The sequence below is a fragment of the Mycobacterium montefiorense genome, from assembly GCF_003112775.1.
Lineage (GTDB): Bacteria > Actinomycetota > Actinomycetes > Mycobacteriales > Mycobacteriaceae > Mycobacterium > Mycobacterium montefiorense.
This window is the reverse complement of record NZ_BFCH01000018.1, coordinates 868084-889870: the sequence shown is the minus strand read 5'-3', so window position 1 is coordinate 889870 and position 21787 is coordinate 868084. Positions and strand designations below refer to the sequence as shown.

General features: G+C 65.0%; 20 protein-coding genes and 2 pseudogenes. 9 read left to right on the top strand and 13 right to left on the bottom strand.

The genetic code is table 11. The features are described from left to right. Positions 1-300 precede the first annotated feature (300 nt). The 8 genes and pseudogenes from DB708_RS16565 to bfr all read right to left on the bottom strand — a co-directional run bounded on the left by DB708_RS16565 (position 301) and on the right by bfr (position 9109). Entirely contained in the window at positions 301-2232 is a 1932-nt protein-coding gene (locus DB708_RS16565; RefSeq protein WP_201263537.1) for an adenylate/guanylate cyclase domain-containing protein, read from the bottom strand. 327 nt (positions 2233-2559) lie between these two features. Continuing rightward, the gene (locus DB708_RS16560) at positions 2560-2976 is read right to left on the bottom strand and encodes an ArsI/CadI family heavy metal resistance metalloenzyme (RefSeq protein ID WP_108923590.1); all 417 of its coding nucleotides are present in this window, start codon (positions 2974-2976) and stop codon (positions 2560-2562) included. Positions 2977-2990: 14 nt separating this feature from the next. Then, complete coding sequence (locus DB708_RS16555; protein WP_108923588.1) at positions 2991-3323, bottom strand: ArsR/SmtB family transcription factor; 333 nt, start codon at positions 3321-3323, stop codon at positions 2991-2993. A 68-nt stretch (positions 3324-3391) separates the two neighbouring features. After that, positions 3392-4513, bottom strand: coding sequence for an amidohydrolase family protein (locus DB708_RS16550; RefSeq protein ID WP_108923586.1), 1122 nt, complete (start codon positions 4511-4513; stop codon positions 3392-3394). Positions 4514-4515: 2 nt separating this feature from the next. After that, the gene (locus DB708_RS16545) at positions 4516-5868 is read right to left on the bottom strand and encodes a type I glutamate--ammonia ligase (RefSeq protein ID WP_108923584.1); all 1353 of its coding nucleotides are present in this window, start codon (positions 5866-5868) and stop codon (positions 4516-4518) included. Between the two features lie 30 nt (positions 5869-5898). Then, positions 5899-6393 carry a carboxymuconolactone decarboxylase family protein gene (locus DB708_RS16540; RefSeq protein ID WP_108923582.1) on the bottom strand — a complete coding sequence of 165 codons (495 nt, stop codon included), beginning with the start codon at positions 6391-6393 and terminating at the stop codon, positions 5899-5901. A gap of 42 nt (positions 6394-6435) precedes the next feature. Beyond that, positions 6436-8531: pseudogene (locus tag DB708_RS16535) on the bottom strand (MDR family MFS transporter). An 89-nt stretch (positions 8532-8620) separates the two neighbouring features. Further along, positions 8621-9109, bottom strand: a complete 489-nt coding sequence (gene bfr, locus DB708_RS16530) for a bacterioferritin (RefSeq protein WP_108924352.1) — start codon at positions 9107-9109, stop codon at positions 8621-8623. Positions 9110-9353: 244 nt separating this feature from the next. On the opposite strand from bfr, the gene DB708_RS16525 reads away from it, so the two are divergent. Further along, positions 9354-9551, top strand: a complete 198-nt coding sequence (locus DB708_RS16525) for a (2Fe-2S)-binding protein (protein ID WP_108924351.1) — start codon at positions 9354-9356, stop codon at positions 9549-9551. A gap of 49 nt (positions 9552-9600) precedes the next feature. Here the strand turns inward: DB708_RS16525 and DB708_RS16520 are convergent, their stop codons facing one another. The 3 genes from DB708_RS16520 to DB708_RS16510 are packed head-to-tail and all read right to left on the bottom strand — an operon-like array spanning position 9601 to position 11552. Then, positions 9601-10359: an enoyl-CoA hydratase/isomerase family protein gene (locus tag DB708_RS16520; RefSeq protein ID WP_108923580.1), complete on the bottom strand. Its 759-nt coding sequence runs from the start codon at positions 10357-10359 to the stop codon at positions 9601-9603. A gap of 37 nt (positions 10360-10396) precedes the next feature. Next, complete coding sequence (locus DB708_RS16515; RefSeq protein WP_108923578.1) at positions 10397-10840, bottom strand: TIGR03618 family F420-dependent PPOX class oxidoreductase; 444 nt, start codon at positions 10838-10840, stop codon at positions 10397-10399. Positions 10841-10850: 10 nt separating this feature from the next. Then, entirely contained in the window at positions 10851-11552 is a 702-nt protein-coding gene (locus DB708_RS16510; RefSeq protein WP_108923576.1) for a hypothetical protein, read from the bottom strand. Between the two features lie 178 nt (positions 11553-11730). Between DB708_RS16510 and DB708_RS28095 the strand changes: the two genes are divergently transcribed. After that, positions 11731-12939 (top strand): PPE family protein, encoded by a 1209-nt coding sequence (locus tag DB708_RS28095; RefSeq protein WP_108923574.1) that lies wholly within the window; start codon positions 11731-11733, stop codon positions 12937-12939. Between the two features lie 3 nt (positions 12940-12942). Here DB708_RS28095 and DB708_RS16500 read toward each other — a convergent pair whose 3' ends face one another. Further along, positions 12943-13878, bottom strand: a complete 936-nt coding sequence (locus tag DB708_RS16500; protein ID WP_108923572.1) for a hydrogen peroxide-inducible genes activator — start codon at positions 13876-13878, stop codon at positions 12943-12945. A gap of 102 nt (positions 13879-13980) precedes the next feature. Between DB708_RS16500 and DB708_RS16495 the strand changes: the two genes are divergently transcribed. From DB708_RS16495 to DB708_RS16485, 3 genes and pseudogenes are all read left to right on the top strand, one after another. After that, positions 13981-14568: a peroxiredoxin gene (locus DB708_RS16495; protein WP_108923570.1), complete on the top strand. Its 588-nt coding sequence runs from the start codon at positions 13981-13983 to the stop codon at positions 14566-14568. Positions 14569-14582: 14 nt separating this feature from the next. Continuing rightward, positions 14583-15119: an alkyl hydroperoxide reductase gene (locus DB708_RS16490; RefSeq protein WP_108923568.1), complete on the top strand. Its 537-nt coding sequence runs from the start codon at positions 14583-14585 to the stop codon at positions 15117-15119. A 10-nt stretch (positions 15120-15129) separates the two neighbouring features. Further along, positions 15130-16441 (top strand): annotated as a pseudogene (locus DB708_RS16485) (alpha-amylase family glycosyl hydrolase). Here DB708_RS16485 and DB708_RS16480 read toward each other — a convergent pair. Next, positions 16438-16872 carry a DUF1810 domain-containing protein gene (locus tag DB708_RS16480; RefSeq protein WP_108923566.1) on the bottom strand — a complete coding sequence of 145 codons (435 nt, stop codon included), beginning with the start codon at positions 16870-16872 and terminating at the stop codon, positions 16438-16440. The pseudogene DB708_RS16485 and the gene DB708_RS16480 sit on opposite strands and share 4 nt — an antisense overlap. Before the next feature lie 18 nt (positions 16873-16890). On the opposite strand from DB708_RS16480, the gene DB708_RS16475 reads away from it, so the two are divergent. From DB708_RS16475 to DB708_RS16460, 4 genes are all read left to right on the top strand, one after another. Then, positions 16891-18126 carry an alpha-hydroxy acid oxidase gene (locus DB708_RS16475; protein ID WP_108924350.1) on the top strand — a complete coding sequence of 412 codons (1236 nt, stop codon included), beginning with the start codon at positions 16891-16893 and terminating at the stop codon, positions 18124-18126. Between the two features lie 127 nt (positions 18127-18253). Next, a complete protein-coding gene (locus DB708_RS16470) occupies positions 18254-18802 on the top strand; it encodes a CGNR zinc finger domain-containing protein (RefSeq protein ID WP_133251019.1) in 549 nt (182 codons plus the stop codon). Positions 18803-18903: 101 nt separating this feature from the next. Next, complete coding sequence (gene lon / locus DB708_RS16465; RefSeq protein ID WP_108923562.1) at positions 18904-21228, top strand: endopeptidase La; 2325 nt, start codon at positions 18904-18906, stop codon at positions 21226-21228. 67 nt (positions 21229-21295) lie between these two features. Beyond that, positions 21296-21784 carry a hypothetical protein gene (locus tag DB708_RS16460; RefSeq protein ID WP_108923560.1) on the top strand — a complete coding sequence of 163 codons (489 nt, stop codon included), beginning with the start codon at positions 21296-21298 and terminating at the stop codon, positions 21782-21784. Positions 21785-21787: the final 3 nt, after the last annotated feature.

Below are 21787 nucleotides of genomic sequence, written 5' to 3'. Positions count from 1 at the left end.
AAGGAAAGCATTAAGGCGACAATGATCTTGCTCGTACGACGTGACATGGCAGTTTCCCCCGTTCGTCTTGAACGATCTGTTGCCAGATATATGGACTTGTGAACTCCGAGTACCCCGAGAACGTTGAGTGTACGCCGTTAAGTCTGCTTAACCAAAGGGTGTTTCGTTGTGCGGATGATTCTCCCCGGTGACACGTCGACCCCCAATGGAGCTGGGGTTCCCAGTACGTCAACGAGTTTCGTGCCGTGGCTGCATTCGGTTCGGTGCGCGAAAGGCAGCGCAAAAAACGAAACGCTATTGCTATGAAGCCAACTCGTGCAAAACACAAAGCCGGACCGGATCACGCTTGCCCTTGACCTTCACCCAGCCGTGCCTGCTGACCCGCGCGGTCGTACCGAGCGCGGTGGAGGTGCTGGGGCCGACAACCACCTGACCGGGCTTGGCCAAGTTCTGTAGCCGCGCGGCCAGATTCATGGTGTCCCCGATCGCGGTGAAGCTACGCATCTGTTCGGCACCGATGTTGCCCACCAGCGCCGGCCCAGTGTTGATCCCGACCCGAAACCGCGGCCAGTCCACGTGCCCGCACGCCGCCTGTTCCACCACGGTGTGCAGCGCAAGCGCGGCGCCGGCGGCCCGCAACGCGTGATCGGCCTGGCGCGCCGGAGCGCCCCAGATCGCCATCACCGCGTCGCCGACGAACTGCAGAACGGTTCCGCCCGCGTCAAGGATGACCGGGACGACCGCGCCGTAATAGGTATTCAGCATGGTGACCACCTGATCGGGGGAAGTGGCTTCGGCGAACGGGGTGAAGCCATGCAAGTCGGCCATCAACACCGTCACATCGGCAATGGCACCACCCAGCCCAGCCTGATCTGGGTCGGCAAGCAGTGCGGTCGCGACGGCGGGCGACATGTAGCTACGGAACAAGCCATCCAGGTGGTGGTAAAGCCGGGCGTTCTCCAAAGCGATCGAGGATTGCATAGCGAAGGAACGCAGCAGCGCGACGTCGGCGTCGGCGAAGACGCCGGATCGATACGCCTCGATTACACCGGCGACCTGCCCCTTGACCATCAAAGGCAGCTCGAGAGCACCGTCCTCGGTTGCTCCGTCGGAAAAGCTGAGCTTGCCGTCGCGCAGGATGCCCAGCCGAAATCGGTCGTCGGGAAACGCGTCTGCGATGGCCGCCATGACCCGACTGAGCAACGCGTCCTCGTCCTGGATGACGCTGGACTCCTGGCCCAAAGCGATCAGCGCACCCAGCTTGCGCACGCGTTCGCGCTCGGTGCCGAGCGCCTCCGCGCCGCGCTTGAGCACGGCGACCTGTTGCTCGGACAGTTCGAATCGGTCGGCGAGCCGTGCGGCAACGGCGCCCGGCGCCACCTGATCGCCTCGCTCGCGGCGCTGCAGCACGTCGACCATCTCTTCGAGCGCCACGGAGTAATCGCGGCGCAGATCCGCGATGGTCTGCTGGGTGGCCAGTGAATCGAACACTCCTCGGACCGTGCCCTCCTTGCGGAATTGGACCCGCGCGCTGTAGGCGATGAAGCAGAAGGCCATCGTCATGAGCAGGTGCCACAGCCACCACGAGGCGTGCCAGCTCATTCCGAGCGCCAACGCCACTGAGGCCTCCGCCAGCAGCACGAAGGCGGTGAGCACCGACATCGCGACCACTGCGGGGCGCCGCCGGTAGATCGGAAAGTAGGCAAGAGCCGCCGCCCCGAACAGCACGCCGCCGGCCAGCGCCCCGACCTGCTCCATGCTTTCCAACAGCGCCTGATTCGGCAGCCGGTCCAGCATGCCGCACAGGATCAACACCGCGCAGACCGCCATCAGGACCCAAACGAGCACCGACAACCGTCGGCGCAATGACCACAGGCAGGCATTTCTTGCCGGCGTGAAGGTAATCGAAGAGGTCAGCGCGATCACACCGGCCAGCACCAGCCCCATTCGCGTCGGCAACATGAACTCCGCGTCGGAGGTATCCATCAGCACCCCGGGCGTGAAGAGTGCGTGTACCCCGAAAAATCCTGCGGTCGTTGTAAATACCAGGGACACCAACCAGAGACGGGCGTCGTCCCGTGCCCGCGCTTCGCGGCCAATCAACGCGCCCAGCACCACACAGACTATGGCCGTCGACAGGACCAACACGAAATGTGCCACCCGGTTGTCCCATTCCAGGTCGACTTTGGGTATGTCAAGCAACAGCCACAACGCGACCATCGGAAGAGCCATGTGCGTTAGCCAATTCGCGGTCCGTACCCGAGATCCCGGGCGGGGGGTGGCGCTACTCATCGGTGGCCGGCGATGCCAGCCAACCCGCCGGCTCATGGCCCGCATCAAAGAAACAACCCCCTAGGTGAATCCCCATCACCAGCCCGCCCTGCATACTGGTTCGATTCCAGCAAACGGCCGGGTGCAATGGGAAATTCCTAGTTAGCGGAGATGGCGTTGACAACGCGCGATGTCGCCGAGACGAATCCTGTTCGAGCTGACTAAGACTCGGTGCATTGCTGCTGGGACTTCAGGGTGTGTGACCCGGATTGCGCCGCTTTCACGCGGCTATGTGGTGCAGCAAGATTGGTCCGGGTGCTCGCTTTGAGGCCCGAACGTGTCGGAATCGGCAACAACGGTGTAAATCTCCCACTTCTCACCGCCGGGTCCAGTCACCCACACCTTGTCCTGGGTGGCGAAGCAGCAGGTGGTCCCGATCTCCTCTTCGGTGAACATGCCCTCCGTTGCGAGCCGGTTAATCTCGCGGTGCACCCGCTCGCTGGATTCGACCTCCACACCGAGATGGTTCAAGGTGCCGCCGTGCCCGGGGTTTTCCAGCAGTACGAGTTTGAGTGGGGGTTCGGCAATCGCGAAATTGGCGTACCCGGGTTTGACCTTCGCGGGCTGGGCGCCAAACAGCTTGGAGTAGAACTTGATTGCCTCGTCGAGGTCGTCGACATTGAGGGCGAGTTGCAGGCAGGACATATCGATTCTCCAAACTATGGGCCGGCGACGCCCAGGACCGACGAAAGCTGCTGCAGGGCAGCGGGAATCACCCAGTAGTACACCCAGGTGCCGCGGCGTTCGCAGTCCAACAGCCCTGCCGAGCGCAGCAACTTGAGGTGGTGAGAAATCGTCGGCTGGGACACGTCGAAGGTTGCCGAGATCTCACACACGCAGGCCTCACCGCCCGGATGGCTGGCGATCAGGCTCAACAGCCGCAGTCGAACTGGGTCGCCTAGTGCCTTGAACATGGCCGCCAGGTCGGCTGCCTGCGACGCACCCAGGGCGGCCACGCCCAGCACCGGACAACACCCCGACTGAATCGACATTTATCTATATAAACATCTATCGAATCAAGGCGCAATGGCCGTTGCCCGGTGTTGGGTCAGGTCTGGCCTCAGTGACCGGCGCCGTCGAGGCGATAGATGCGGGCGGCATTCTGGTGCCCAATGAGATCGGCCACCCGGGTCGCATCGGCCTCGCTCCAGTCGCCGGCATCGACAAAGCTTTGCAGTACTCGGTGAATCCCCCTGCGCCACAAAGCAGCACCCAAGTAGTGCAGTTCGGCCGGTCCGAAGCCGTCCGACGAGTACAGGATCTTTCGCAACGGCGCCATCTCGAGCAGCCGAGCGATGAATGCGGGTGCCCGGGCGCCCAGGTAGTTGATGCTTAATCCGCCGTCGAGATAGACGTTGTTGAACGCCTGCGCTAGATAGCCCGCCTCGCGCTCGTAGGGATAGCAGTGCAACAGCACGATCGGGGTGTCGCCGGATTGACGCAGGAAGTCGAGTAGAAACAGCGGGTTGGCTTTGTGTAGATCGCAGTCCCGGTCACCGAAGCCGACGTGAAACTGCAGCGGCTTGCCCAACCGCAAGGCGTGGTGCAGCCCGAAACGCAGCAGCACTCGATCCTGCAACCGGGTCGCGCCTTGCTCCCGCCACCGGCTTGCGGCCTCGGCGACTTGCGACGTGGTCGGGTCGGTTAGGTCGCCGTCGAAACCGCCGCGGTAGGCCAGGATGGACTTGGTGCCGACAGCGCCGGCCGCACGGTCGTGCAGGATCTCTTCGAATGCCGACGCGTAATCGCCGGGCGCCTGCGCGGCCTGTTCGGCCACCTGCTCAAGACGAACGACTTCGTGCGCACGGTTTTCCGACAGTGCACTGAGCTCCGCGATATCTGTTGTGCCGGCGCCGATTCCGGTGTCCACCAGCCAGTCGCTGACTCCGGCGGCCGGCAGAAACAGGCGGGCCAGCTCGATTTCGGTGAATTTGCTGCGATGCTGCCAATAGGTCTGTGGGGAAACGTGTTTAGGCAAGTCCAGGATGGGCGCGCAGTGAGTACGCACCGCGAAGCCGAGCTGTGAGTCGAAACCCGAGTCCGAGAGTGGCTCGGTGTTGGCCTCGTTGAGGGCGTTCTCGAATCGTTGCCGATCGCCGGGCTCTAACCAGCATCCGTGGACGTGTTGATCGATCAACGCCACTTCACCGATGTGCTGCGCGAGCGCCGATGGGTCAGCCACCGCTACAGGCTCCACGCCATCCGGAATCTATCCGCCAGTTGCCCGGAGCTCAGGCAACCATACTTTTCATGTTCCAGACAACGGACTGCGACAACCATGTCAACGGCGGACTCCCCCAGGATGCTTCGCAGCAACGTTGAATTATCCAGCGCGGCAATTATATCCGCCTGCGATCGGGCCAGGCTGGTGATACCGGAGCGCTCACGATCGGATTCGGACAGCTGTGCCGGGTCTACCGTTGTTTCCGGTGGTAATGCGGCGTCGCACCGGATTCCTTCCTGTGCCAGCCCGAGGATAGCCGCCGATGCGAGGTAAGGATTTGCCGACGGATCGACGATCTTCACTTCGACGTTTCCCCCGTAGGTGCTGCCGGGGCCGCCGCTGACGAATCGCACTGCGGCTTCCCTATTCTCGATGCCCCAGCAGGCATAAGCCCCCGCCCAGTTGCCCGGCTGGATGCGTAAGCCGGACACGATCGATCCGCACAGCACACCTTGGGCCTCGGGCAGCCCGCGAATCACCCCGGCTGCCGCGCTCTCCCCCGCCGGCGTCATGCCACCGGCGCCGGGGCCGCCCGAGAATAGCGGCCCTTGCGCCGTGGTCAGCGAGAAGTGCTGGTGTGCACCGGATCCGACGCTGCCGGCGAATGGCGCCGGCGACAGGCTGACACGCATCCCATGGCGTCGGGCGGCGCGGCCGATGATGATCCGGGTCAGCACCAACTGGTCGGCCGCGGCCACCGGCGACAGTGGCGACAATGAGATCTCGAACTGGTTGGCCCCGTACTCAGGATGCAACTGCTCGATTCCCACGCCGGAGGTCGCTGCCGCTGCAATCACATCACGGACGAATGCCTCGTGCTCGAGCACGCCGGCGAGGCCGTACTGCGCCCACAGTGCGGACGGCAACCTGCCACCGTCGGGTTCGACCAGTACGAACTCGATCTCATGGCCGACGGCAGCCTCGATGCCGGCGGCGCCGAGGGCGGCCTCGACCCGGTGCAGCGTTCCCCGGCTGCAGCTGGAAACCGGCGTGCCGTCCTGCTCGAAGAATCCGGCGGGCCCCCAAGCCAACCCGTCGCCGATGAGTCGCAACGCCGATAAGTCGATGCGCACGCGTTGATCACCGATCACCCCGACGTTGTCGCTGAAGGCGATGCCGGTCTGGTCGATGGCGAACGCATGCCACGACGGGCTGGCACCGAGGCCGGGTTCGGCGAAGGTGCCGGTCCGGCGGATCGGCACGGTTTTGGCTTGCGTGAGCCCGGCGGGGTTCACGACGGTGCCGATGATGGTGTCGACGCCCTCGGCTTCCAGCTGGGCGACCGCCGCGGCCGCCAGCGGCGGGCCGGTCATCGTGGCCTTACCGGCGGACGCCGTTGACGACTATGCCCGGCTGGGCAGGGTGAGCATGCAGGTCTGGCCGATATCGAGGGTCCGCAGCATGCGTCCCATGCCGACCCACAATGCGCACGACATGGCGAGGTCGGCGAGCAGCTCTTCGGAGAAGTGCTCGTTGCATCGACTCCAAAAGTCTTCGTCATCGCGCAACTTCGTGTGTTCGGTGCCGAACCGGTGCGCAAATTCGGCTGCCAGCCGTTCCTGCTCGCTGAACCCCGGCCAGGTCCGCCAATCCAGCGCGTGCTGGTAAAGCTCTTCGTCGACACCTGCAGCCGGTCCGTCGGCGTCGCGGGTGTTCATGCACACGGTGCATTCGTTGTCGTGGGCGATCACGGCCCGGGCGATTTCGCGGGTGCGCATCGGCAGCCGGTTCTTGGTGTAGACGGCCTGGCTGAAGTTCGCGATCGCGCCGCCGAGGTCCGGAGACTTCGTGGTCCAGCTGTAAATGTCGTCGTCAGCGAATGTTCCGATTCGGCTCATGGCGTGATGGTACGCCCGCGCCCGCAATTTTTGGAACACGTTCTAATATCTGCTGCCGGCGCCCGCCTGTAGCCCGCCGGTGCTGGGCGCGTCGTCGTGCCAATCGCGTTGGGCCAGAACGCGGTGGGCGATGTGCTGCAGCGCGTTTTCCACTTCGCGGCGGTCCGGGCGGCCCTGATAGCTGGGTGAACGGGACAGCTTGTCGACGATCCACGCGAGCAGCAATGAATAGACGTAGTCGACCTGCTGAGCCCCGGCCGGGGTCAGCCACATCTGATCGCCGGCGCGCTGCGCGTAGCCGCCGGCGACCAAGCGCGCGAAGGTGGGTTCGATGACCTCGAACGGAATCCGCATCGACTCCCCGATATCGCTGAGCCGGGCTGCTCCGTACATCTGCCCGAAGCGGTAGATGCGCATCACGCCCCACAGCCCGGCCACATCGAGACGACAGTCGGGCCGCATCGAGATACTGCGCAACCGCACACCGGGGTCGCCGCGCAGCATGCGGGCAATCGCGTTCTCCAGCAGCCGTTCCGGAGTATCGGTGGTCGGCATCCCGAATCCGTCGCCGAGATCGACTGCGCTGTTGTGGATGTCGCGCAGCGGGATCTCACGCAGGAACAATGCGACGACAAACCCGAGCATGGCGACCGGGGCCGCCCAGAAAAACACCTCGCTCAGTGACTCGGAATAAGCCTGCACGATGGGGGCGGCCACGTTATGGGGCTGGCGATGCAGCGCGCCCGGTGAGCTCACCGCCTCGGGCGGCGCGCCACTGGCCGCCAGCGCCGCGGGCATCCGGCCGTCGAGGAAGTTCGAAAACAGCGAACCGAAGATCGCGGCGCCGAACGAACTGCCGATGGTGCGGAAGAACGTCACCCCCGACGTCGCGACACCGAGATCCTCGAAGCTCGAGGTGTTTTGCACGATGAGCACCAGCACCTGCATCGACAATCCGATCCCCGCGCCCAGGATGACCAAGTAGAGGGACTGAACGAGAGCCGAGGTGGACGGGGTCATCCGCGACATGAGCAGAAACGCCAGCGCCATCAGCGCGGTGCCCGTCACCGGAAACACCTTGTAGCGTCCGGTCTTGCCGACCAGGGTGCCGCTGCCGGTCGAGGTGACCAGCATCCCGATCACCATCGGCAGCGTGCGCAGCCCCGACGTCGTCGCCCCGAGACGCCGTTGACGTACTGCATATAGGTCGGCAAGAACGTCATCGCGCCCAACATCGCGAATCCGACCACGAACGACAACACGCAGCAGACCGTGAACACCGGGCTGGCGAACAGCCGGGTCGGCAGGATCGGCTGCGGGACACGGCTTTCGACCCAGACGAACGCGGCCAGTGCCACGGCGGCGCCGACGAACAGGCCGATGATCGTCGGCGAACCCCACGGATAGAGGCTGCCGCCCCAGCTGGTTGCCAGGGTCAAACCCGCGGCGCCCAGGGCGACCAACACGATTCCGCCGTAATCGATGACGGGCTTGGTGGACGACGCCAGCGCCGGAATGGCCGCGGCGGCAACGAAGATCACCAGCACCGAGATCGGAACGTTCACCCAGAACGCCCACCGCCAGGTCAGGTAGTCGGTGAAGTAGCCCCCCAGCAGCGGCCCGACCACCGTCGTGACCCCGAAGACCGCACCCAGGATGCCCTGGTAACGACCGCGTTCGCGGAGCGGGACAACCTCACCGATCAACGCGCTGGCCGTGACGGTGATCCCGCCGCCGCCGATTCCCTGCAAGGCCCGCGCTGCCACCAGCATGCCCATCGACTGGGCCAGCCCGCAGGACACCGACCCGATCACGAAGAACACGATGGCCGCCTGGAATACGCGCTTGCGGCCGAACAGGTCACCGAGTTTTCCGACCAGCGCGGTGACGATCGTCGACGCCAGCAGGTAACTGGTGACAACCCAGGACTGATGTCCGGCGTCGCCCAGGTCGGCAACGATGGTCGGCAACGCGGTCGCGACGATGGTCTGGTCCAGCGCCGCGAGCAGCATGCCGAGCACGATCGCAACGAAGATCAGGTTTCGCCGTTGCGGGGTGATGAGCGCGCCGCTGGTTGCGGGATCCACTGCAGGGTTGGCCTGGGTTGACGCGGTGGATGCTGCTCTCGGGCTCGTCATGCCTGCCTTCCCGTCGGCGTTCGATGCTAACGGGTGCCCAGGGCTAACCCGCGGCAATCTCGCCGCGGGTTAGTTGCCGCGAGCCGGGATTACGCGATTGAGCCCGGCGGCCGGGAAACGCACTGCGCCAAGTACAGCGGCTCGCCCAGCTTCTCCATCAGCTGGAGCTGAGTCTCCAGATAGTCGACGTGGTTTTCCTCGTCGGCGATGATCTTCTCGAGAAGGAAGGCGCCGGTGCTGTCCTCTTTCTCTCGGCACATGATCACGCCCGGCTTGAGCCGGCTCAACACCTCGTACTCAATCGTCAGGTCGGCCTCGAACTGCTCGCGCAGTGTCTGGCCGATACGCAACGAGAAGAGGCGCTGGTAGTTCGGCAGTCCATCCAGCAGCAGAATGCGGTCGGTGATGGCCTCGGCGTGGCGCATCTCGTCGAAGGACTCCGCACGGGTGTGCTCGGCTATCTCGGTAAAGCCCCAGTTCTCCTGCATTTTGGAATGCAAAAAGTACTGGTTGATCGCGGTCAGCTCACTTGTCAATTGCTCGTTGAGCAGACGCAGAACGTCCGGATCCCCTTGCATGATCACTCCTCAGGTGTCGGGGCTGTCGTGGGATGGGCGCGGCAGGTGGGCTGGGCTGGAGCTCACCGTGCCGGCCTGAGCAGCACTTTGCCACGCAAATTTGAATTGTTCCAGCAAGGTATGGCTGCGCTCACTAGCTGAAATAGTGTTACGGCGCAAGGTTAGGTTCGTCTAACCTACTTAGGTTAGACTCTCTTAAGATGAGGCTCGTCCGGGTGACCGCTGGTGTATGGGAGGTGCGCTGATGTACGTGTGCCTGTGCGTCGGCGTCACCAATCACACCGTGGCCGAATGCGTGGCCCGGGGCGCAGCCACCTCCAAGGAGGTGGCTGCGGCGTGTGGTGCCGGTGGTGACTGCGGTCGGTGCCGGCGCACCTTGCGGGCGATTATCGAGGCGTCCAAGCAAGCCGATGCCGAGCTCGAGCCCGCGGTGTCGCTCTAGCGGCGAAAGATCGCGCCGCGTTTCGTCAATTGCTTTTGCGCTCAGTGCCTTAACTGTTTTTTCGATCCGCGAAGTCGGCCAGCGCCGCGGCGTTGGCCGAGGTGCCCATCAGCTCGGCGAAGTGTGCGTTTTCCCGCGCGGTGGCGGCCACGATTTCCGGCCGAATCGGTTCTGTCATCGTGTGTTTGACCGCCATTAGGCTCGAAACCGGCCGGGCGGCAAGGATCTCGGCATGCCGACGAGTTTCGGGCAGCAGCGCCTCTGGATCGCAGACCCGCCAGACCAAGCCCATTCGCAAGGCTTCTTGCGCGTCAACCCACTCCGAGGACATCAACAGCCACGCAGCATTCTGCCGCCCCACCAGTTGCGGCAGCAGATAGGACGAGGCCGCCTCGGGGGCCACGCCCAGGCTGGTGAAAGGACACTTCAGCCGGGCCGTCGACGACATGAACGCCAGATCGGCGTAGCCCAGGATGGTGGCGCCGATGCCGACCCCGACGCCGTTCACGGCGCAAATCAGCGGCTTGGGGAACGCGCTCAGCGCGTCGATCATTCCGGGGAATCCGTGTTTGCCAGCAGTGAAGTCGGGGTCGGTGATGCGTGCCTGCATCTCGGCGAGATCGGTGCCGGCGGAAAAGCCGCGTCCGGTCCCGGTCAGCACCACGACCGCGATCTCCGGGTCGTCGGCGGCGGCCAACAGCGCCTCGGCGGTGGCGTCGTAAAGCGCTTCGTTGAACGCGTTAAGCGCCTCGGGCCGGTTCAGCGTCAGGGTGCGTACCCGGTTGGTGTCATCGATCAGCAGCGTCACCGCTGCAGCCTAACCTCGCGCCGGGGCCTGCCTGGGTTCACCCGTTGCTATAGACGCGGGTTGGCGGGATCAGCACCACGGCGCGCCGTTCCTTGGCCATCACCCGGTCGTATTCGTCCCAGTCGTCGTGGGTTCCGCCGGCGGCGGTGAAGACCTCGCGAAGCAGCAGCCGCAACTGCTCTGCGTCGGCAAGCCACGGCTGCGTGTCGTCGGGGCCGGCAAGTTCCGCGCGTCCCTCGACGGTCGCCCACTGCCAGCCATTGCGGAACGTGACGGCCAGTTGCGGACGCTCCCGGAGATTCGCGAGTTTGACTTTGCCGTAGGTGGTGAAACCGAGGACGGCTTCACCGGTTTGCGGGTGGGTTAACTCACCGACGTTGACCAGCGATGCCTGCACGGTTGTGTCGGCGCGAACCGTCGAGATCACCGCCAGTCCGCTTTCCCCCGCGGCCAGCGCCACAGCGTCCTTGAGTGTGGTCATCTCGTTCCCCTTACGTGTGAAACGGCGTCCTGAACACGTAGCGGCTCGTTGCCGCCGAGTCGATGTTCTCGTTGGCGCCGAACGCACTGGTGCTGGCCACCATCCGGCCCAGGCGGTCCTTCAGGTCGTCATCGTCGGCGGCGCCGAAAAACGCGTGCAAGTCGCCTATCGCCTCCACGGGGAACAACTCCTCGACGATGCCCGAGATTCCCGGGGCGCCCGGAGTCAGTGCCCGCACCACCCAGTTCTGGGTGTAGCCGAACGTCGACTGGGTTTCGATCGCCACGGATGTCTGGTGCAACTGCCACCGGTCCAGCCAGAACGCCTGCTCCATCTGAGCCGGCCGACGCAACAATACGACATTAGCGAAACCGATTGTGCGACAACCAGGTTTGATATCCGGACCGGGTAGCGGAGTCGATTCGGTGACCAGGTAGGCGGCCAGCTGCTCACATTCCGCGGCGAGCAGCTCCAACGCGGCGGTTATCTGTTCGCCATAGCACTGCTGGGTCCACATGCTCACCACCGCGGCGACGGGCGGGTCCAGCACCGTCATCGTCATCAGCGAGTTGCGCACCGCGTCGTCCCGGACGTTGATGGCCAGGCCGGGCAGGCCGAGACCCAACAGCGCGTCCGCGACCGGACCCCGTTGGCGGGCACACCATTCGTCGTTCGAGTCGGCGCGCCTGAGCACCGCGATCACCTTTTCCATAGGCAGAACCTACAGTCGGCTCGGCCGCGCTCCGGCACCGCCGAACGATGATTGCAGTAGTCGTTCGCTGTTGCGGGCGAAAAGTGCAGTAGTCCGTCCCGGAACGTTTCGTTGTCGTTGCGGTAAACGATGATCGGCGAACGCGCAGGCCATATGTCGTGACGAAAGCAAGATCGGAATGGATTTCGGGTTGTTGCCCCCAGAGGTCAACTCGGGGTTGATGTATGCGGGGCCGGGGTCGGGGCCGCTGTTGGCTGCCGCGGCGGCTTGGGATGCGGTGGCCGCCGAGCTGGAATCCGGTGCCGCGGGTTACTCCGCGTCGGTGTCTGACCTGACGGGACTGGCCTGGTTGGGGCCGTCGTCGCTGGCGATGTCGGGTGCGGCAGCACCCTATGTGGCGTGGTTGCAGGCTGCAGCGGCTCAGGCGGGGGTCACGGCCACGCAGGCGTATGCGGCGGCCGCTGCCTATGAAACCGCGTTCGCGATGACGGTGCCGCCGCCGGTGATCGCGGCGAATCGGGCGCTGCTGATGGCGTTGGTCGCGACGAATTTCTTCGGCCAGAACACCGCCGCGATCGCGGCCACCGAAGCCGAATACCTGCAGATGTGGGTCCAGGACGCCGCCGCGATGTACGGCTACGCGACCGAGGCCGAGGCAGCCAGCACCATGACCCCGTTCGACGAACTGCCGCAGACCACCAACCCGTCCGGCCAAGACGCCCAAGCGCAGTCGGTGGCCCAAACCACCGCTAACAACACCGCCGCCCGCACCCAATCGGTGGTTCAGATGACGCAAAACCTCGCCACTCAGCAGGGCAACCTCGTCGACCCGCCCCTGCCCAATGGCGCCACCGCAAACATCGCCCCCGGCGGCGCCACCATCGACCCCGGCGTGACCTTCACCGCCACCGCTGGCAACCCCATCGTGATCAATCAGGTCCCCGGGTTTGCCGGCACTTTCACTTTCTCCACCAGCTGGACTGTCACCGTGAATGGGGTAACCAATACTTTTCCTCCAATTAGCAACATCAGTTTGGGCGCCGGAACGTACATCCTCAGTGCCGGCACCGCCGTCCAAACCGCTGTCGGCAACACCACTGTCACCGTCCCCGGCGGCGCCGTCACCGCTGCCGGCACCGGGGTCGAGGTCACGATCAACACCAGCACCGGCCTTGTCGCCGCGATCAACGCCGGCACCGTGATCACCGGCCCCGTCACGGCCACCCCTTACGTCTTCCCCGTCGCCCCGGTCGTCTCCGGCTCGTCCAGCGCATTGGCCGCGGCACCAGCGGCGGCCCCCGCATCTGGCCTCGCGGGAACCGCCGGAATCCAACCCCAACTCAACGTCGACGCACTCATGGACGCGCTCTCGGCCGCGGCCGAATAGACGCTATTTGACCAGCCTCACCTGCTGTTCACTGCCGATCGACTCTCCGATGATGCCGGCCAGGCGCCGATAGGATTCGTCGCGGCCGCTCGAAGACCGGAATACCAGGCCGATTCGCCGGCCCGGGCGTGGATTCGCAAACTGTGCGAGCCCGAGCTGGCTGCGCGCGGCCTCCACGGGCGCGGCGCTCTGCGGGATCAGGGTGACCCCCAGCCCGCCGGTCACGCACTGCACCGCGGTCGCCAGCGATGCGGCCCGGGTGTCGGCGAGTTCGGCTCGCACGCCCGCCTTTTGGCAGACGTCCAGGGCTTGATCGCGGAGGCAGTGGCCCTCGTCCAGCAGTAGCAACGGCAGGTCCGCCAACACCGATGCCGGCACCCGGCGCTTGCCGGACAATGGGTGTCCGGGCGGGACCGCGAGTAGGAAATCCTCCTCGTAGATTCCGACCTCGGTGATCCCGCTGGTATCGGCTGGCAGCGCGATCAGTGCCGCGTCCAGCGCCCCGCCGCGCAGTGCCGCGAGGAGCCGTTCGGTTTGGTCTTCGATCACCCGCAGGGTCAGCGCGGGCAGGCGATCGGAGAGGCCGGCCAGCACGGTGGGCAGCACGTAGGGCGCCACCGTGGGGATCATGCCGAGGCGCAAGGTGCCCTGCAGCGGATCCGATGTCCCCGCCGCCGCGGCCGTGAACGCCTCGGCCGCCTCGACCACGGACTGAGCGAGCGGCAGGAGTTGCGTGCCTTCCCGCGTCAAGCGGACACGCCGCGTCGAGCGCTCGACGAGGCGGGTGCCCAGGCCCGTCTCCAGTGCCGCCAGCGATTGCGAGAGCGTCGACTGGCTGACGCCGAGATCCGTTGCGGCACCGCCGAAATGATGTCTTTCGGCTACCGCGGCAAACGCCCGCAGCCCGGCCAGGGTCGGCTGAAAACTCTTATCGGTCATGCCTATAAGTATAGTGCGATATATCACCTTTACTTCAGACATCGCTCCCGGCAATATGGTGACAGATACTTAATTTTGAATTAATCCAGATAAGGAGCGGACATGACACTGCTTACGATCGGCGACCAGTTCCCCGCCTACGAGCTCACCGGGCTGATCGGTGGCGACCTGTCGAAGGTCGACGCTCAGCAGCCCGAGGACTACTTCAAAACCATCTCCAGCGACGACTACGAGGGCAAGTGGCGGATTGTCTTCTTCTGGCCGAAGGACTTCACCTTCGTCTGCCCGACCGAGATCGCCGCGTTCGGCAAGCTGAACGACGAGTTCGAGGATCGCGACGCACAGGTGCTCGGCGTTTCGGTTGACAGTGAATTCGTGCACTTCCAGTGGCGTGCCCAGCACGACGACCTCAAGAAGCTGCCGTTCCCGATGCTTTCGGACATCAAGCGCGAACTTGCCCTGGCCACCGGAGTGCTCAACGGCGACGGCGTGGCTGACCGCGTCACCTTCATCGTCGACCCCAACAACGAGGTCCAATTCGTCTCGGCGACCGCAGGATCCGTGGGGCGTAACGTGGACGAGGTGCTGCGGGTCCTGGATGCTCTGCAATCTGACGAGCTGTGTGCCTGCAATTGGCGTAAGGGCGACCCGACCCTGGATGCCGGCGAACTGCTCAAGGCTTCGGCGTAGATCTGGAGGTTGTGATGAGCATCGAGAATCTGAAGGAAGCGCTGCCGGAGTACGCCAAGGATCTCAAGCTCAACCTCGGCTCGATCACCCGTACTACCGTGCTGAACGACGAGCAGTTATGGGGCACCCTGCTGGCCAGTGCCGCGGCAACGCGAAACACCCAGGTGCTAGCCGAGATTGGGGCCGAAGCAGCAGACAATCTGTCTGCAGAGGCGTACCAAGCGGCGCTTGGGGCCGCGTCCATCATGGGCATGAACAACGTGTTCTACCGTGGCCGCGGGTTCCTGGAGGGCAAGTACGACGACCTGCGCGCCGGATTGCGGATGAACATCATCGGCAACCCGGGCGTGGACAAGGCCAACTTCGAGCTGTGGTCGTTCGCGGTGTCGTCGATCAACGGCTGCTCGCACTGCGTCGTCGCCCACGAGCACACACTTCGTGAGGCCGGTGTGGATCGCGAAGTGATCTTGGAAGCGCTGAAGGCCGCCGCGATCGTTTCCGGTGTGGGCCAGGCGATCACCACCGCCGAGACACTGGCAAGCGTCGGCTGATCGTCACTTCGTGACGCCGACCTGGGTCTCACATGCGATCTGGTGGCAGGTCTATCCCTTGGGCTTCGTGGGAGCGTTTCCCACACCCGAGGGATCGGCCCCGCCGGACGCGGGCGAACACCGGTTGCGACGACTCGCCGAGTGGTTCGATCACGCCATCGAGCTGGGGGCATCCGGAATTGCGCTGGGGCCGATATTCGCCTCGCGCACACGGTTACGACACGACCGACCACTACCGAATTGACCCCCGGCTCGGTGACGACGCGGACTTCGACTATCTGATCGCGCAAGCACGTAGCCGCGGCTTGCGGGTGCTGCTGGACGGCGTGTTCAACCATGTCGTTGCGGACTTCTCGCGATACTCCCAAGCGCCACACGACGACGCGGCGGCACGCTGGTTTCGTGGGCGCCCCGGTCGCTTTCATACCTTCGAGGGGCATTCCGAGCTCATTACCCTCAACCACGACAACCCCGAGGTCGTCGACTACGTCGTCGACGTGATGGCGCACTGGTTGCAGCGGGGCGCGGACGGCTGGCGGCTGGACGCGGCTTATGCTGTGCCACAACAATTCTGGGCGATGGTGTTGCCGAAGGTGCGCGAGCGGCACCCGGACGGCTGGTTCGTCGGCGAACTCATCCATGGCGACTACGCGGCGATCGTCGAGGGAACCACGTTCGACTCGGCCACGCAGTACGAGTTGTGGAAGGCGATCTGGAGCAGCCTCAACGACGGCAACTTCTTCGAGCTGGACTGGGCCCTGCAGCGGCACAGTGAGTTCTTGGCCCGCTTCGCGCCGTTGACCTTCATCGGCAATCACGACGTCACCCGCATCGCCAGCCAACTGGAAAACGTCGATCATCTGCCGCACGCGCTGGTGCTGCTGTTGACGATCGGCGGTGTGCCGAGCATGTACGCGGGCGACGAGTTCGGATTCCGCGCTGTCAAAGAGGAGCGCTACGGTGGCGATGACGCGGTGCGCCCGGAGTTCTTCTCTCCCCCAATGCCATTGGATGACTTCGGCGCCGAGACGTGGCGACTACACCAATTCCTCGTCGGGCTGCGGCGACGGCACCCCTGGCTGCATGCGGCCACCACCACATCGCTACGGCTGGCTAACCAGCATTACGTCTACGAGACGCGCAGCGGAGACGAATCGCTGTTGGTTGCGCTCAACATCGAGGACCAGCCGTTGCGGCTGATGCCCTCGGAGCTGGGCCCGGCGCGTGTCGAGGTGGTCGCCGGCTCCGCTGCCCCACCCAGCGAGGTCGTCGATGAAGTGACCGTCGAGGCGCACGGCTGGCGAATCCTGCGCCCCGCTTAGTCGTGCAACTGGGCCAGCGTCAGGGAGTCCTGCTGGCCGCGGTAGTAGTTGTCCAGCAGTGTGGTGAAGTCCTCGCGGTCGTCGGTGGCGAGGGCGAACAGCGTCATCGACGAGTGCAGCTTGAGATCGTCGGGTGAACCGAAAATCTCCGTGCTGGTACGGCCTTGCACCAGGTTGACCAGTTGGGTGCACTCACGCAATCGCGGCCCCAGCAGCTCATGCCCGAGATAGGCGCGGGCCTCCTGCAATGACGAGATGCCGTACCGGACCGCCGTCGGGCTGCGGCCCAAGCCGCGCAACTGCGGGAAGACGAACCACATCCAGTGACCGCGTTTTCGTCCGTCGCGCAACTCTTCGACGACACTGCGGTAGACGGGAGCCTGGGCGACAACGAAACGTGTCAGATTGAAGGGGTCGTCTGTCGAGTCCATATGACTACGGTGGCATACATGGTGGTCAAACGACGCATGCCCAAGGCCCGCGACATCGCGCCACTGATGCAGTTCAAGCGGCCCCAGTTCGATGCCACCAAGCGCCGGCTCGACGCCGCATTCACGATCGACGACCTGCGACGCATCGCCAAACGACGCACCCCCAGGGCGGCCTTCGACTACACCGACGGCGCGGCCGAGGACGAGCTATCGATCGTGCGCGCCCGACAAGCCTTCCGCGACATCGAGTTTCATCCGACAATCCTGCGCGACGTCAGCAAGGTGACCGCGGGGTGGAACGTGCTGGGACAGCCGGTCGCCCTGCCGTTCGGGATCGCGCCGACCGGATTCACCCGGTTGATGCACACCGAGGGTGAGATCGCCGGCGCGGCGGCGGCGGCCCAGGCCGGCATCCCGTTCTCGCTGTCCACGCTCGGGACCTGCGCGATCGAAGACCTGGTCACTGCCGTCCCGCAGGGCCGCAAATGGTTTCAGCTGTACATGTGGAAGGACCGCGAGCGTTCGATGGCGCTGGTCAAGCGCGCCGCCGCCGCGGGATTCGACACCTTGCTGGCCACCGTCGACGTTCCGGTCTCCGGCGCACGCTTCCGTGATAACCGCAACGGGATGACAATCCCGCCGTCGTTGACGCTGCGCACCGTGCTCGACGCGGTGCCGCACCCGAAGTGGTGGTTCGACCTGTTGACCACCGAACCGCTGGCATTCGTGTCGCTGGATCGCTGGCCGGGAACCGTCGGCGAATATCTGAGCACGATGTTCGACCCCAGTCTGACCTTCGACGACCTGGCCTGGATCAAGGAGCAATGGCCCGGCAAGCTCGTGGTCAAGGGCATCCAGACGCTCGACGATGCACGTGCCGTGGTCGACCGCGGCGCCGACGGCATCGTGTTGTCCAATCATGGTGGCCGCCAGCTGGATCGGGCCCCGGTGCCGTTCCACCTGTTGCCGGCGGTGGCGCGCGAGGTCGGCAAGGACACCGAGATCCTGGTGGACACCGGCATCATGTCGGGTGCCGACATCGTGGCCGCGATCGCGCTGGGGGCGCGGTGCACGCTGGTGGGGCGGGCGTATCTGTACGGGCTGATGGCCGGCGGCGAGGCAGGTGTGAACCGCGCCATCGAGATTCTTCAGACCGGGGTGCTGCGCACCATGCGTCTGCTGGGCGTGACCTGCCTCGAGGAGCTGTCACCCGCCCATGTGACGCAGCTACGGCGGCTGGCGCCGGTCGAGTAACCGTGGCAAGCCGGGCCCGCCGAACGTGAAGCTGGCCGCACGCTCGGCACGGGAATGCGCTCAAGCCGGCGCTGAACGGCTGCCGGTTCCGGTTGCGGGTCAGCCTGAAACCTGCCAAGGTGGTTACGTGAAATTCGGGTTCGTATGCGGCCGGATGTGCCTCAACTTCGCGGGCACGCTGAAGCACCGCAACACCTCTCGCGACGAGCAGTTGACCGAGCCTGCGGTGCTCTCGGAATGGGCCCGCCAGGCGGGGCTGGTGGACACCGGAATCGAGGTCACCGACGACGATCTCGTCACCGCGATCGAAGTGCGCGAAGCGATCTACCGGACCGCTGTCGCGCGGCTGGACGACCGCGAGCCAAAGCCGGCCGACGTAGAACTGCTGAACGCCCAGGCATCGCAACCCCAGCTGACACCACGGCTGCTGCTCGACGGCGGGACGAGCAGCGAGGGCACCGCGTCGCAACTGTTCGCCAGCGTGGCCGCGGATCTGCTCGAGCTGCTCGCCGGGTCCGACATCGACAACGTCAAGCGGTGTGACCACCCGAACTGCTCGCTGCTGTACGTCGATTCCTCGCGGGCCAAGAATCGCCACTGGTGCGGCATGGCCACCTGCGGCAACAAAGTGAAGGTTCAGGCATTCCGCGCCCGCCAGCGCGCCTCTGCCAATTGAACTGCCCATTGAGCTAGGTCACACCGCACGCCCGGGATCGGCCGGGAACAAAAGCCATCCGGCAAAGGTTTAGCGCAACAGACTAAACCTTTGGAGAAAAGATGTCTGAACCTAAATCAGTGCCGGTGCTCTTCGTTACCGAGACGATCGTGTTACCCGGAATGGTGGTGCCGATCGCCCTGGACGATACCGCGCGCACGGCCATCGACGCGGCCCAGGCCAGTGAATCAGGTGAACTGTTGATCGCCCCCCGGCTGGAGGACCGCTACCCGTCCCACGGAGTGATCGCGAAGATTCTCCAAGTCGGGCGGATCCCCGGCGGCGGTGGCACCGCCGCCGTGGTGCGTGGCGAACGCAGGGCGCAGATCGGGGCGGGCGCGTCGGGCCCCGGCGCCGCCTTGTGGGTCGAGGTGACCGAGATCGACGACGCCGATGCCGGCGATGAGGTCAAGACGCTCGCGGCGGAGTACAAGAAGCTGCTGCTGGCAATGCTGCAACGGCGCGAAGCCTGGCAGATCATCGACTACGTCAACAGCCTGACCGACCCGTCGGCGCTGGCTGATACGTCGGGCTACGCGTCGTACCTGACCGATGTGCAGAAGCGGCAGCTGCTGGAGACCGTGGACGTCGCAGAGCGGCTGCGGGTGCTGATCGACTGGACCGGCGACCACTTGGCCGAAGTCGAAGTCAACGACAAGATCGCCGACGATGTGCGCGACGGCATGGAGAAGACGCAGAAGGAGTTCCTGCTGCGCCAACAGCTCGCCGCGATCCGCAAGGAACTCGGCGAGGGTGAACCCGACGGATCCGATGACTACCGGGCCCGGGTGGAGGCCGCCGAACTGCCGGACAACGTCCGCGAGGCCGCGCTGCGGGAGGTCGGAAAGCTGGAACGCTCGAGTGACCAAAGCCCGGAAAGCGGCTGGATTCGTACCTGGCTGGACACCGTTTTAGACCTGCCCTGGAGCGTCCGCACCGAGGATTCGACGGATCTTGTTGCGGCGCGGGGCATCCTGGACGCAGACCACCACGGACTGGACGACGTCAAGGATCGCATCGTCGAATATCTGGCGGTGCGTTCCCGACGTGCCCAGCGTGGCCTGCAAGTCGTCGGCGGCCGAGGCTCCGGCGCGGTGATGGTGCTGGCCGGTCCGCCCGGGGTCGGTAAAACCTCACTGGGCGAGAGTGTGGCCAGGGCGCTGGGCCGCAAGTTCGTGCGTGTCGCACTGGGCGGTGTGCGCGATGAGGCCGAGATCCGCGGGCACCGGCGTACCTACGTCGGCGCGTTACCCGGCCGCATCGTGCGTGCGATCGGCGAGGCGGGATCGATGAATCCCGTTGTGCTGCTAGACGAAATCGACAAAGTCGGTTCCGACTATCGTGGCGACCCGAGCGCGGCCCTGCTCGAGGTGCTGGACCCGGCGCAGAACCACACGTTCCGTGACCACTATCTGGATCTGGACCTCGACTTGTCCGACGTCGTGTTTTTGGCGACCGCCAACGTGATTGAGAACATTCCTTCGGCCCTGCTGGACCGTATGGAGCTGGTGACGATCGACGGCTACACAGAGGACGACAAGGTCGCCATCGCCCGCGAGTATCTGCTGCCCCGGCAGCGGGAGCGGGCGGCACTGACCGCCGACGAGGTCGCCGTTACGGACGCCGCGCTACGCAAGATAGCCGCCGACTACACCCGCGAGCCGGGGGTTCGGCAGTTCGAGCGGCTGCTGGCCAAGGCACTGCGCAAGGTGACGACCAAGCTGGCCGAGGACCCGAACCCCAAGACGATCGACGAGCCTGAACTGGTGGATTACCTTGGCAGGCCGCGGTTTACCCCCGAATCGGCGGAACGTACCGCGGTGCCCGGCGTCGCTACCGGACTGGCGGTCACCGGCCTGGGCGGCGATGTGCTCTACATCGAAGCCGGGGCCACCGACGGCGAGCCCGGGTTGCAATTGACCGGTCAGCTGGGCGAGGTGATGAAGGAATCCGCGCAGATCGCGCTGTCCTACGTCCGCTCCCATGCCGCCGAATTGGGCGTCGACCCCACGGCGCTGGACCGGCGCATCCACGTGCACGTGCCCGCCGGCGCCGTGCCCAAGGATGGCCCGTCGGCCGGTGTCACGATGGTCTCCGCGCTGGTGTCGATGGCCACCGGACGTCAGGTCCGCTCGGACGTCGGCATGACCGGTGAGGTCACGCTGAACGGTCGGGTGCTGCCGATCGGTGGCGTCAAGCAGAAGCTGCTGGCCGCCCAACGTGCTGGTTTATCAACGGTTTTCATCCCGCAGCGAAACGAGCCGGACCTGGATGACGTGCCGGCCGAGGTGCTCGAGGCGTTGACCGTCAAACCGATGACCGACGTGGCGGAGATCGTTGTGCAGGCATTGGAACCGGCGGCGCAGACCGCCACGGTGGCTGCCTGACGTGAGTTTGGCCGGGATCGCACAGCAAACGCTTCGCGATCCCGGCCAAAGCCGCTAAAGTGCGCGGATGGCCCTGATGCTGCGGAGAATCCTTCGAATTGGCAAGCTTCCCGCCGATATGCGGAGCGAAGTCGAACCGGAGGGAATCATCCACCTCGCCGAGTTCGTGCCCGTCACCTTCCGCTTCAGTGGCTCGGTACCGGGATTCGTCTCCAAAGGAAATATCCGCAGCTACGCCGGGGCGCTGGTATTAACTTCCCAGCGGGTCCTCGGCACCTTGTCGACGGTTCCCAAACTCGCTGGCCGGGCCATCGACCAGCGCTGGGATGCGCCCCAGGACGGACCGGTGACAGCCGAGTTCTCCCAGGACGGGCTGGTGCTGCAGCTGGACGTCGGCCAAATCGACCCGGCGTTCTCCGGTCAGCTGTCCCTGCGCTACAAGACCACGATTCCCGAGCCGGTGCTGACCACTATCCCGCGCCGGTCGGTGGCGTTCGCTGTTCCGCGCGAGTGGGTCTTGCGTGCCGTCGGTGTCCCCGCCCCGCGGTCGGCCTAGGCC

Bases quoted from the DNA above. Each gene is read 5' to 3' on its own strand.
- DB708_RS16565 (WP_201263537.1), bottom strand. From the start codon at position 2,232: ATGGCTCTTCCGATGGTCGCGTTGTGGCTGTTGCTTGACATACCCAAA.
- DB708_RS16560 (WP_108923590.1), bottom strand. From the start codon at position 2,976: ATGTCCTGCCTGCAACTCGCCCTCAATGTCGACGACCTCGACGAGGCA.
- DB708_RS16555 (WP_108923588.1), bottom strand. From the start codon at position 3,323: ATGTCGATTCAGTCGGGGTGTTGTCCGGTGCTGGGCGTGGCCGCCCTG.
- DB708_RS16545 (WP_108923584.1), bottom strand. From the start codon at position 5,868: ATGACCGGCCCGCCGCTGGCGGCCGCGGCGGTCGCCCAGCTGGAAGCC.
- DB708_RS16540 (WP_108923582.1), bottom strand. From the start codon at position 6,393: ATGAGCCGAATCGGAACATTCGCTGACGACGACATTTACAGCTGGACC.
- bfr (WP_108924352.1), bottom strand. From the start codon at position 9,109: ATGCAAGGGGATCCGGACGTTCTGCGTCTGCTCAACGAGCAATTGACA.
- DB708_RS16525 (WP_108924351.1), top strand. From the start codon at position 9,354: ATGTACGTGTGCCTGTGCGTCGGCGTCACCAATCACACCGTGGCCGAA.
- DB708_RS16515 (WP_108923578.1), bottom strand. From the start codon at position 10,840: ATGACCACACTCAAGGACGCTGTGGCGCTGGCCGCGGGGGAAAGCGGA.
- DB708_RS16510 (WP_108923576.1), bottom strand. From the start codon at position 11,552: ATGGAAAAGGTGATCGCGGTGCTCAGGCGCGCCGACTCGAACGACGAA.
- DB708_RS28095 (WP_108923574.1), top strand. From the start codon at position 11,731: ATGGATTTCGGGTTGTTGCCCCCAGAGGTCAACTCGGGGTTGATGTAT.
- DB708_RS16500 (WP_108923572.1), bottom strand. From the start codon at position 13,878: ATGACCGATAAGAGTTTTCAGCCGACCCTGGCCGGGCTGCGGGCGTTT.
- DB708_RS16495 (WP_108923570.1), top strand. From the start codon at position 13,981: ATGACACTGCTTACGATCGGCGACCAGTTCCCCGCCTACGAGCTCACC.
- DB708_RS16490 (WP_108923568.1), top strand. From the start codon at position 14,583: ATGAGCATCGAGAATCTGAAGGAAGCGCTGCCGGAGTACGCCAAGGAT.
- DB708_RS16480 (WP_108923566.1), bottom strand. From the start codon at position 16,872: ATGGACTCGACAGACGACCCCTTCAATCTGACACGTTTCGTTGTCGCC.
- DB708_RS16475 (WP_108924350.1), top strand. From the start codon at position 16,891: ATGGTGGTCAAACGACGCATGCCCAAGGCCCGCGACATCGCGCCACTG.
- lon (WP_108923562.1), top strand. From the start codon at position 18,904: ATGTCTGAACCTAAATCAGTGCCGGTGCTCTTCGTTACCGAGACGATC.
- DB708_RS16460 (WP_108923560.1), top strand. From the start codon at position 21,296: ATGGCCCTGATGCTGCGGAGAATCCTTCGAATTGGCAAGCTTCCCGCC.